The sequence below is a fragment of the Phytobacter sp. V91 genome (genome assembly GCF_965644225.1).
In the GTDB taxonomy this organism is placed as follows: Bacteria; Pseudomonadota; Gammaproteobacteria; order Enterobacterales; family Enterobacteriaceae; genus CBFFRJ01.
The window spans coordinates 10,321-21,997 of the sequence record NZ_CBFFRJ010000087.1; the positions used below are offsets into that span (position 1 = coordinate 10,321).

Sequence of the window (11,677 nt, forward strand, 5' to 3'; positions counted from 1 at the left end):
GGGTCGTTAGCTCAGTTGGTAGAGCAGTTGACTTTTAATCAATTGGTCGCAGGTTCGAATCCTGCACGACCCACCACTACTTAAAGTGGTCAACAATAGTAAACGTGAAGGATAACGTTGCGCCAGCAACGGCCCGAAGGGCGAGCGAAGCGAGTAATCCTGCACGACCCACCAATGTAAAAAAGCGCCCTAAAGGCGCTTTTTTGCTATCTGCGATATACAAGATTCGAACCTGCAGCAGGTTCGGGTCGACAAAATTGTCGGGAACAATTTTGCACAATGCGTAGCGTTGCCCAAAGGGCGAGTCTCAGGATGAGACGAGTAGCGAAGATAGACAACGGAGCCGCCTGCGGCGACGGCCCGAAGGGCGAGCGAAGCGGGTCATCCTGCACGACCCACCAATGTAAAAATGGCGCTGGCGGCGCTTTTTTGCTATCTGCAATACACAACCATTCCAGAATGCCCCCTGAGCTCCACCCCGTCGTTCATTTACGGTGACTTTTCGCCTTTAATCGGCTATCGTGTTTAGTATATAAAACTTATTTGCCTGTCTTTAGCCTGCCATCGTCAAAGTAAGGCACTATTGTTAAGCCAGTAAAACGAGTAAGCATGATGAGCGTAATCTTTGATCCTGAAGCTGCAATTTATCCTTTCCCGCCAAAACCGTTGCCCCTCAATCTGGACGAGAAACAATTTTATCGCGAAAAAATCAAACGCTTACTGAAAGAGCGTGATGCGGTCATGGTGGCGCACTACTATACGGATCCGGAGATTCAGCAACTGGCTGAGGAGACCGGCGGCTGCATCTCTGACTCGCTGGAAATGGCGCGTTTTGGGGCAAAGCACCCAGCCTCAACGCTGCTCGTGGCCGGTGTGCGTTTTATGGGCGAAACGGCCAAAATCCTCAGCCCGGAAAAAACCATCCTGATGCCGACCCTCAATGCGGAATGTTCGCTGGATTTGGGCTGCCCTATTGAGGAGTTCAGCGCATTTTGCGATGCCCATCCGGACAGAACCGTGGTGGTTTACGCCAACACCTCTGCGGCGGTGAAAGCGCGTGCGGACTGGGTCGTGACATCCAGCATTGCCGTTGAATTAATTGAGCATCTCGACAGCCTGGGGGAGAAAATTATCTGGGCGCCGGACCGGCATCTTGGCAGCTATGTGCAAAAGCAGACCGGGGCAGATGTATTGTGCTGGCAGGGGGCCTGTATTGTGCATGATGAATTTAAAACCCAGGCGCTAACGACCATGAAGGCGCTCTATCCCGAGGCCGCCATTCTGGTTCACCCGGAGTCACCGCATTCGGTGGAGAAACTGGCGGATGCCGTCGGTTCGACCAGTCAGTTAATTAACGCGGCCAGAACCTTGCCGCATAAACAGCTTATTGTCGCCACCGACCGGGGGATCTTCTACAAAATGCAGCAGGCCGTGCCGGACAAAGAGCTACTGGAAGCGCCTACCGCTGGTGAAGGGGCGACATGCCGCAGTTGCGCGCACTGCCCGTGGATGGCGATGAATGGCTTAAAAGCCATTGCCGAGGGCCTGGAGAATGGCGGAGCGGCCCATGAGATCCATGTGGATGCCGCATTGCGCGAAGGGGCGTTACTGCCATTGAACCGTATGTTAGATTTTGCGGCTACACTACGTCCTTAACCTTTGTTACGCCCAGGAATTCGCTCAGGAGAGAAGATGGATTTTTTTAGCACGCAAAACATACTGGTACATATCCCGATCGGTACCGGTGGCTACGATCTTTCATGGATTGAAGCGGTGGGAACCCTGGCCGGCTTGCTCTGTATCTGGCTCGCCAGCCTTGAGAAAATCAGTAACTATGCGTTTGGTTTAATCAACGTCACGCTGTTTGCCATTATCTTCTTCCAGATCCAGCTTTACGCCAGCCTGTTGCTGCAGGTGTTTTTCTTCGCCGCCAATATCTATGGCTGGTACGCCTGGTCGCGACAAACCACCGCCAATGAAGCGGTTCTACAGATCCGCTGGCTGCCATTACCCAAAGCCCTTGGCTGGATAGCCGCCTGCGTGGTGGCTATTGGCCTGATGACCGCCTTTATTGACCCTGTATTTGCCGTGCTGACCCGCATTGCGGTGTCCATGATGCAATCCGTCGGGCTGAACGTCGCGATGCCCGAACTGCAGCCGGATGCTTTCCCGTTCTGGGACTCCTGCATGATGGTACTGTCGATTGCCGCCATGATCCTGATGACCCGCAAGTATGTGGAAAACTGGCTGTTGTGGGTCATCATCAACCTGATAAGCGTGGTTATCTTTGCCCTGCAGGGAGTATGGGCGATGTCGCTGGAATATATGCTGCTGACCTTTATTGCGCTTAACGGCAGCCGGATGTGGATTAAGAGCGCCCGTGAGCGAGGCTCCAGGGCGTTTGCGCGCTAATGATGATGTGAATGGGCGTGGCCAGACTGCATCTCGCTGAGATGGCACTCTGGCCCGTTACAGGGCTGATACTCCATCTGAATGGTGGCATGCTCAATCTGATAGTGATGTTGCAGGAAGTGTTCAATTTGCCGCAGCAGGCCGTCGTGTTCGTGCGGCGGTATAACGCACACATGCAGCGTTATCAACTTTTTCTCCCCCACCAGCCATACATGCACGTGGTGCACATCGCGCACTGCCGGAATTGAACGGCGCATATGGCGCTTAATCGCTTCTGTATCCAGGGTCACGGGAGCCCCTTCAAGCAGCTCGTTGACGCTCTCCCGCAACAGTGACCAGGCGCTGCGCAGCACCAGCAGTGAAACCAGAACTGACAATATCGGATCGGCTGGTGTCCAGCCGGTGAACATAATAATCAGCGCGGCGAGGATCGCCCCTACGGAGCCCAACAGATCGCCCAGCACATGTAATGCCGCCGCTCTCACATTCAGATTCTTCTCTTCATTTCCGCGGTGTAGCAGCCAGAAGGCGACAATATTGGCCAGTAGACCTGCCACTGCGATGGTCATCATGGTCGCACCCGCTACGGGCTGCGGATGATAGAAACGCGCAATGGCTTCCCGGACAATAAACAGCGTGATCACCACCAGGGCAATGGCATTAACGAAGGCGGCAAGAGTGGTCAGGCGTAACCAGCCAAAGGTGCGTCTGCTACTGGGAGGGCGGCGGGCAAAATGAACGGCCAGCAGGGCGAAGAAAAGGGCTGCTGCATCGGTAAGCATATGGCCGGCATCAGCCAGAAGTGCCAGCGAGCCGGAGATAAATCCCCCCACCACTTCAATGAGCATAAACAGCGCAGTGACGCAAAAGGCGAGCAACAGGCGTCGCGAATTGGCATCTTCAGGCGGGTGAGGGTCGGCGTGTGAATGGGAGTGCGCCATCTTGAGCATCCTGTGTCAAAGGCGTTATCAGCGTCTTACATCATTGCAGATCTTTTTGCTCTGCGGCAGAAAAAATTGAGGAGAGCCGAAGCCCTCCTCTGATTATTCACCGCGTTGGCCTGACGCCATCACTGGGTTGTGCCATCAGTGTTGCTGTTCACATCGTTGCTGATGCCATTACCCGTCTGGATTTTGTCGTTAATATCCGGGCACTTGCCGTCTTTACACTGCGAGTTTTTGTGGATCTGGTCTTTGGTCAGACTGTCATCGCTCATCCCGTGGCCGGGGCTGTTTTGAGGATGCAGCATCGTGCCGCTTTGGGTTCCACCGTCGTTCGGCGCGAGATTGGCTTTTGCATCCGGCGCAACCTGGCCTGCACTTGCTGCCGCGTTGGCCTGGCCGTTATTGGTTTGCGATGTTGAGTCCGCAGCAAGCGCAGCGCCGCTTGCCAGGGTCAGGGTTGTCGTCAGCCAAAGTACCGCTAATTTATTCATTTTCATCATGATGCTCCTGTTCTTGTCGTCATTTTCCGGGATTAGCACCGGTCAGACGGGCGCGAACGAGTGGTTACGCTCACTGGTGAAAAATTTCGCATTTAAAATAACTAATAGCATGGAATATTGATATAAATTAAAAATAAAGAACTAACACTTAAAAAGTGTAGTATCTGAATCGTTATTCGCTACTTAATGACGTTTTTTAGCGTTATTCCAGGAATTTTCTGCCCGAAGTGTAAAATCGCGTTTACACTCCCTGGCCGACAAGTTAGATTGGATGGATTGCATTCATTAAAAAATAGTATGGTAACGCTGGAACGATCATGAATTATCAGAACGACGACTTACGTATTAAAGAGATCAATGAGTTATTACCTCCTGTAGCACTCCTTGAGAAATTCCCCGCCACTGAGACCGCCGCGAATACGGTTTCTCAGGCACGCAGCGCAATCCATCAGATTTTGCAGGGTAAAGACGATCGCCTGTTAGTGGTCATTGGCCCATGCTCTATTCACGATCCTGCCGCGGCAAAAGAGTATGCGGCGCGCCTGCTTACCCTGCGTGAAGCGCTGAAAGGTGAACTGGAAGTGGTGATGCGCGTTTATTTTGAAAAGCCGCGTACCACCGTGGGATGGAAAGGGCTGATTAACGATCCGCATATGGACAACAGCTTCCAGATCAACGACGGGTTACGTATCGCACGTAAGCTGCTGCTGGAGATCAATGACAGCGGTCTGCCGGCGGCCGGTGAGTTCCTCGATATGATCAGCCCGCAATACCTGGCGGATTTGATGAGCTGGGGCGCAATCGGTGCCCGTACTACCGAGTCGCAGGTCCACCGTGAGCTGGCCTCAGGCCTCTCCTGCCCGGTAGGTTTTAAAAATGGTACCGATGGCACCATTAAGGTGGCGATTGATGCTATCAATGCCGCCAGCGCGCCGCACTGCTTCCTTTCCGTGACCAAGTGGGGCCACTCTGCCATTGTGAACACCAGCGGCAACGGTGACTGCCATATCATTCTGCGTGGGGGCAAAGAGCCGAACTACAGTGCCGCGCACGTGGCCCAGGTGAAGCAGGGGCTGGAAAAAGCAGGCCTGGCCGCGCAGGTGATGATCGATTTCAGCCATGCCAACTCCAGTAAGCAATTTAAAAAACAGATGGATGTAGGTACGGATGTCTGTGCGCAGATTGCCGGTGGCGAAAAAGCGATTATGGGCGTGATGATTGAAAGCCACCTGGTGGAAGGCAATCAGAATCTGGAAAGCGACGAGCCGCTGGTTTATGGCAAGAGCGTCACCGATGCCTGTATTGGCTGGGAAGATACCGAAGTGGCGCTGCGTCAGCTGGCCGAGGCAGTAAAAGCCCGCCGTAAATAATACACTTGATATTGTGTATCAGGCTCATGACTCGTCCTGATATAGATTGACAGTTTTCTGTCTGTAAAACGCCTGATGAACATCATCGGGCGTTTTGCATTTCAGGGGCAAGTGTGGCCGTTCATGGTTATAAATGGCCACGGATAATAGCCGTTAATACCTCACTCACTTTACGCTTGCCGGTAAGATACGTATTCATTGTGATTAATCAAAGTTTTGAATTGTTTGATGAATGTCTCAAAACGCTATTTTATAATGTGTAAAATGACGTTTCATATTTATGTTTAAGCGTTTTTATTCATAAATCAGAGGGGCGATTATAAAGGGATATATAAAAGCATTATGGTTATATTTTTCACTTTAAATAACTTTGCTAAAAAATAACTAGCAATGGTGCGATTATATTAACACCCCATCACAACAGGAGTGTGTTAAACATATAAAAGCACCTTGGAGAAATGCGTTTCATAGTTAATCAATTGATATTATTCATTAATCAATTAAGTCAATGAAGTGTGCAGGCTTCTTTTATAGATCGCCCACACTATTTTATTGAATGGCGAGGTATAAGTGACGTCAGGCTTAATAAATAGTATTACTTCCGGCATGTGTCTGGGATTTACTTCCCCAGAGATACTGGCTGCCGATGGTAAAACCACACTGTAGTATGAACATAATTTCAAAATAATGGATCGTCGGCATTGTTATTCAGAAGAATTTAAAGTTTTTTTCTGACAAATAGGGGCACGGTGGGGAAAAGTCCCTTTCAAACAGGATGAAAATATGTACAAACGCATAAAACTACTCACTCTGCTTTGCACCCTGGCGACAGCCGCTCAAGCCAATACCTTACTGCAGGGCGTCGTGCTGGCGGATGCCCCCTTCAGCGGTGCTCTGGTGCAGATCACCGACAGCAGCGGGCAGCATCTGTCGACACAAACCGATAATGCAGGCCGTTATTCCGTGGTAATTGATGGTCTGCACCCGCCGCTACTGTTATCAGCCAAAGCCCCGGATGTCACGACCGACTGCCTGCACAACGATAAATTACGTGCACGGTGTATGGCTTCGCTACTCATGAGCGTACAAAAAGAGGCTGCCAATACCGCCAATATCACCCCGTTCAGTGATCGATTAGTTTCCGAGGTGGCGGGGGCGCTTGGGTATATCGGCCCGCAGCAATGGGTTGAAAAGGGCCGCCCCGCGGATTTAAACCCCGAGCTTTTAACCACTCCTCTGGCTAACTTTCGACGGGGGATGGAGAAGGCATTTATTTCTCTGGGAGTAGAATCAGCACACATAGATCCTGTGACAACGCCGATTGTTTCCGGAGATGCCATGACCGCCATCCTGTCGGTGATTAACCACAATCGTGGATATGATAATAACAGCGGCGAAGCGGGAGCAACCATACTGACTGATAGTGCTTACCGGCCAATCGTCGGGTTACAAAATAGTGGTCCCTGGGAACCATTCGATCTCAAACAAGCCAGGCAAGATAAAGTCAATATCACCGCTGCAGCCAAACGTATTCTGATTGTCAGTGACTCCACGGCAGCCACTTATGAAGTGAGCCGTCTGCCGCGAATGGGATGGGGGCAGGTATTTCAAAGCAGACTGCGCGCGGATTCAGGCATTGTGGTTCTGAACGGCTCACGAGCCGGGCGATCCAGTCGGGATTTTTATAATGAAGGCTGGTATCAGCAAATGGGCCGCTATCTGCAGCCCGGCGATTATGTTTTTATTGCCCACGGCCACAACGATCAAAACTGCGACGGTGAGAAGCCGATTCGAGGCGCTGCCGATGTACGCAACCTCTGTACCTACCCGAATAACGCTGATGGTAAGCCACAGTATCCCCATGGGCATCCAGAGTTGTCATTCCAGCACTCGCTGGAGCGTTATATAAATATAGCCCGCGAAAAAGGTGCTATTCCTGTGCTCTTTACTCCGACGACGCGGGTAAAAAATGCTGCAGGGAAAACAGCGTATCAGCATGGTGTTCAGGATGTTGTTGTCAGCAGCCATCATACTCCGGCAAAACCTGGCTATATGTTCAGCGGTGATTATATCGAGACGATTAAGCAAACCGCCGAGCAAAACCAGGTGCCATTAATCGATCTGGAACAAGAGACGATCGCGTTTGCAAACGCCCATCCTAATGACTGGATGGATTATTGGCTGGCAGTTGACGCTAATGATCCACGTTATCCCTGGTATAAAACCCAGAAAGCTGGGGTTCGCACCAACCCTGATACCACCCATTTTCAGCAAAAAGGGGCGGAAGCCGTGGCACAACTTGTCGTCCAGCGTATTTACCAGACACCTCAACTGCAAGATTTAGCCGATAAACTTAATCCTTAAGGATCAAGCGATGAAAAGAATAATCTTTGCCAGCACCCTCCTGGCCTGCAGTAGCGTTTATGCTTTACCGACTCAGCAGACACCGTGGAATGCTATCGTTTCAGCCACGCCGCAGGTCGGTCAATACGCGACGATTTCCCAGGCGCTATCAGCCGCCCCGATGCAGGGTACGCCCTGGCGAATCCTGATCAAAGACGGTCACTGGCAGGAACGGCTGGTTATCGACAGGCCGGTGACCCTAATCGGTGAGTCACAGGAAGGCACCATTATTGAAGCCGACACGCCAGCAGGTGCTCTGGATGGCAGCGGCAATAAGCTCGGTACAAGCCGCACCAGCACCGTCGAGGTGCAAGCGAGCGGTATCACCATGGAGAATCTGACGATTCGCAACAGCTTTGACTTTCCCGCGAATAAGTCTTTGCCTGATGGCGATCCACGTAAGTTGAAAGATACCCAGGCGGTTGCGCTGATGATCGCGGATAACGTGGATGAAGCGCGTTTTCGTCGCGTGAAGCTGGAAGGTTACCAGGACACTTTTTACAGCAAAAGCGGTAGCCGAAGTTACTTTACAGACTGTATCGTGACCGGCCATGTTGATTTTATTTTTGGCTCCGGTATCGCCGTCTTTGAACGTTGCGACATTATTGCCCGCAACCGCACCGATATTTCATCACCGCTTGGGTATATCACCGCGCCCTCGACGGCATCAGCAGCAAAATATGGCCTGATCTTCATAAACAGCAAAATCAGCAGAGAAGCCGGCGTTCCGGCCAAAAGCTTTGCGCTGGGCCGTCCCTGGCATCCAACGACCCAGTTTAGCGATGGGCGTTATGCCGATCCCGAGGCGATAGGGCTTGCCGCATTTATTGACTGCGATATAGATGAACATATCTACGGCTGGGACAAAATGTCCGGTAAAGATAAAGCCGGAGAAAAAATCTGGTTTTATCCGCAGGACAGCCGCTTTTATGAGTTCTCCAACCGTGGCCCAGGAGCAGGTCAGGGCGGGGAGCATTACCAGCTAAGCGCCGTTGACGCGGCGCAGTACAACCTCAAAACCATTTTCTCCGGCTGGCAGCCGGCTTTGCTGAAATAAATAGGGAATCATTATGCATCGTCGTTTCACTTTTAGCGCCTGCTGCTGTTTGATCGCGCTGGCTTGCAATAACGTTTACGCAGCAGACAGCCAGCGTTTACAGGCGGTCAAAACTTTTGCCGATAACGTGCTGGACAAAGCGGGAGATAAATATCACCCGACCGCACCTTCTCCGCTACTCGCCAACGGTATCGATCCGCGCACCGGCAAGCAGATGGAATGGATTTTTCCCGACGGTCACACCGCGGTTTTGTCTAATTTTTCTGCTCAGCAGAACCTGATGCGCGTCCTGGTTGGTCTTAGCAATCTGACCGGCGATGATAAATACAAAAAGCGTGCGGAAGATAACGTTCGTTATTACTTCACCAATTATCAGGATAAAAGCGGCCTGTTGATTTGGGGAGGCCATCGCTTTATCGACTTAAAAACCCTCCGTCCGGAAGGGCCAAGTGAAAAAGAGCAGGTTCATGAATTAAAGAACGCTTATCCCTGGTATGAACTGATGTTTACCGTTGATAAGCCCGCGACCGTGCGCTTTATTCGCAGTTTCTGGAATGCGCATGTTTATGACTGGAATATCCTGGAAACCAGCCGCCATGGAGAATATGGCAAGACGCAAGGCAAGCTCTGGGCGAATGACTTCACGCAACAACCACCCTTTTTTGCCACTAAGGGGCTAAGTTTCCTTAATGCAGGTAACGATCTGATCTATTCGGCTTCTCTACTGTACAAATACAATAATGAACCCGGCGCGCTGGTCTGGGCGAAGCGTCTGGCGCAGCAATATGTTCTGCCGCGGGATAAAAAAACGGGGCTCGGCGTATATCAGTTCACCCAGGCGTTAAAACGGGCGGAAACCACCGATGACAGCGATACTAATTCTAAATATGGCGATCGCGCACAGCGTCAGTTCGGCCCGGAATTTGGCCCCGATGCTCTTGAAGGTAATATGCTGCTGAAAGGCCGTACCAGCACGATTTATTCAGAAAACGCTTTGATGCAACTGGCGCTTGCTAAATCTCTGGGTCAGGATGGTAATGAGATTAAAAAGTGGACTCTGGATGGGCTAAAAGCCTTTGCTCATTATGCCTACGATCCCAGCAATAATACTTTTCGCCCGCTGCTGGCTAATGGAACAGACCTCTCCAGTTACACGATACCGCGTGAGGGTTACTATGGTAAAAAGGGCACGATTCTCAAGCCTTATACCGCAGGGAGCGAGTTCCTGCTCTCCTACGCCAGGGCTTACACCTTAGAGCAGGATAGTGAGCTTTGGAAAGTGGCACGAGGCATAGCGCAAGGACAGGGGTTGGGGGATATTGGTGAGCCGAATGGTAAAAATGTGAAGGTCAATTTAGCCACCAGTAACAGTGACGCCTGTGCTATTTTTGCGCTGCTCGATCTGTGGCAGGCAACCAAAGTCCAGGCCTATCTCGATGTGGCGCAAAAAGTGGCGGACAACATCCTGGCCAGTCATCGCCTGAATGGCTTTTTCGTCAGGGATCAGCAAGTACAATATGCCAGTATTGATAATATTGACCCCTACGCCCTGCTGGCACTTGAAGCGACTTTACAGAATAAAGCCGACGCCGTAGCGCCATTTCTGAATGGTTCTGGCTTTACCGAAGGCGCTTATCTTATGCCTGATGGCAGCGTACGAATTTCTACACGAGATAATGAACTATTTGAATTAAAATCAGGAGAACAACTTAAACCTAATAATAAAAAATAGTTTTTAATTTCGATGGTACATATGGAGTGCTAAACGCGGTATGAGCAGGTCAGATGGCTGATATTACCGGGGAGAAGAGAGCGAAGTTATCCAGGGAAACTGAGGGTAAAAGGCGGAAATAGCCGGATAAAAAAATGCTGGTCACCTTAAGTGACCAGCATTATGGATTGCTCCACGCTTTTTTATGCAAGACGAAGAATTACTTCGCTTTACCCTGGTTGGCAACCGCTGCCGCTTTTGCTGCGATTTCGTCAGCATTGCCCAGGTAGTAGTGTTTGATAGGTTTGAAGTTTTCGTCGAACTCATACACCAGCGGTACGCCGGTCGGGATGTTCAGTTCGAGGATCTCGTCTTCACCCATGTTGTCGAGGAATTTCACCAGCGCACGCAGGGAGTTACCGTGAGCGGCAACGATCACGCGCTCACCGCTTTTCAGACGCGGCAGAATGGTTTCGTTCCAGTAAGGCACAACACGTTCGATGGTCAGCGCCAGGCTTTCGGTCTGCGGCAGCTCTTTATCGGTCAGTTTTGCGTAACGCGGATCGTGGCCCGGGAAACGCTCGTCGTCTTTGGTCAGTTCCGGCGGCGTTACCGCGAAGCCGCGACGCCACTGTTTAACCTGCTCGTCACCGTATTTCTCAGCGGTTTCGGCTTTGTTCAAACCCTGCAGCGCACCGTAGTGACGTTCGTTCAGTTTCCAGGATTTCTCAACCGGCAGCCAGGCCTGATCCAGTTCGTCCAGCACGTTCCACAGAGTGTGGATGGCACGTTTCAGCACAGAGGTATAAGCAAAATCGAAGCTGAAGCCTTCTTCTTTCAGCAGCTTACCCGCAGCTTTTGCTTCGCTAACGCCTTTCTCTGACAGATCAACGTCATACCAACCGGTGAAGCGGTTTTCGTTGTTCCACTGGCTTTCGCCGTGACGAACCAGAACCAGCTTAGTTACAGCCATACACTTACTCCTCATAAGCCTGATTGAATGATAACAATTCTCATTATATTGCCCTGGGATGACCAGCGGCAACGATTACCCTTAACCATAGCGAAAATAGTCGCGGAGTGTAAGATGCTTGTGAATCAGTGGTTACCATTTTGTCGGTAACTGGCCGATATTTCAGCAATATGGCTAAAAAAAACCCTCCGGACGGAGGGTTCAGATTGCTGACGAACCCCACGTTTTTTGTGGGGTTTTGTTTTTGTAGCGACCGCAGGTCGCGATCGCGATATTTTCCTGTCTTTCTGCCCCGGCTTTTCTACTG

9 protein-coding genes and 1 tRNA gene are annotated in these 11,677 nt (G+C 51.0%); 7 read left to right on the forward strand and 3 right to left on the reverse strand.

Going from position 1 to position 11,677, the window contains the following annotated elements; genetic code table 11:
* The 3 genes from ACSZO4_RS17225 (at window position 1) to pnuC (ending at window position 2,412) form a co-directional block, all read left to right on the forward strand.
* Window positions 1–76: transfer RNA gene (locus ACSZO4_RS17225), tRNA-Lys, on the forward strand.
* Between the two features lie 536 nt (window positions 77–612).
* Window positions 613–1,656, forward strand: a complete 1,044-nt coding sequence (gene nadA, locus ACSZO4_RS17230) for a quinolinate synthase NadA (protein ID WP_437890252.1) — start codon at window positions 613–615, stop codon at window positions 1,654–1,656.
* A gap of 36 nt (window positions 1,657–1,692) precedes the next feature.
* Window positions 1,693–2,412 (forward strand): nicotinamide riboside transporter PnuC, encoded by a 720-nt coding sequence (pnuC, locus tag ACSZO4_RS17235; protein WP_437890241.1) that lies wholly within the window; start codon window positions 1,693–1,695, stop codon window positions 2,410–2,412.
* Here pnuC and zitB read toward each other — a convergent pair.
* Complete coding sequence (zitB, locus tag ACSZO4_RS17240) at window positions 2,409–3,353, reverse strand: CDF family zinc transporter ZitB (RefSeq protein WP_437890242.1); 945 nt, start codon at window positions 3,351–3,353, stop codon at window positions 2,409–2,411. The genes pnuC and zitB overlap by 4 nt on opposite strands.
* Window positions 3,354–3,481: 128 nt before the next feature.
* Window positions 3,482–3,853, reverse strand: a complete 372-nt coding sequence (locus tag ACSZO4_RS17245) for a YbgS-like family protein (protein WP_437890253.1) — start codon at window positions 3,851–3,853, stop codon at window positions 3,482–3,484.
* Between the two features lie 320 nt (window positions 3,854–4,173).
* Here ACSZO4_RS17245 and aroG point away from each other — a divergent pair, with 320 nt between their 5' ends.
* The 4 genes from aroG to ACSZO4_RS17265 all read left to right on the forward strand — a co-directional run bounded on the left by aroG (window position 4,174) and on the right by ACSZO4_RS17265 (window position 10,418).
* Complete coding sequence (gene aroG, locus ACSZO4_RS17250) at window positions 4,174–5,226, forward strand: 3-deoxy-7-phosphoheptulonate synthase AroG (RefSeq protein ID WP_437890244.1); 1,053 nt, start codon at window positions 4,174–4,176, stop codon at window positions 5,224–5,226.
* A gap of 783 nt (window positions 5,227–6,009) precedes the next feature.
* Window positions 6,010–7,590: a rhamnogalacturonan acetylesterase gene (locus ACSZO4_RS17255; protein WP_437890245.1), complete on the forward strand. Its 1,581-nt coding sequence runs from the start codon at window positions 6,010–6,012 to the stop codon at window positions 7,588–7,590.
* Between the two features lie 10 nt (window positions 7,591–7,600).
* The gene (locus ACSZO4_RS17260) at window positions 7,601–8,686 is read left to right on the forward strand and encodes a pectinesterase family protein (protein ID WP_437890246.1); all 1,086 of its coding nucleotides are present in this window, start codon (window positions 7,601–7,603) and stop codon (window positions 8,684–8,686) included.
* 13 nt (window positions 8,687–8,699) lie between these two features.
* Window positions 8,700–10,418, forward strand: a complete 1,719-nt coding sequence (locus tag ACSZO4_RS17265; protein WP_437890248.1) for a pectate lyase — start codon at window positions 8,700–8,702, stop codon at window positions 10,416–10,418.
* Window positions 10,419–10,617: 199 nt separating this feature from the next.
* Here ACSZO4_RS17265 and gpmA read toward each other — a convergent pair whose 3' ends face one another.
* On the reverse strand, window positions 10,618–11,370 hold the full coding sequence (gpmA, locus tag ACSZO4_RS17270; RefSeq protein WP_437890249.1) for a 2,3-diphosphoglycerate-dependent phosphoglycerate mutase: 753 nt from the start codon (window positions 11,368–11,370) through the stop codon (window positions 10,618–10,620).
* Window positions 11,371–11,677: the final 307 nt, after the last annotated feature.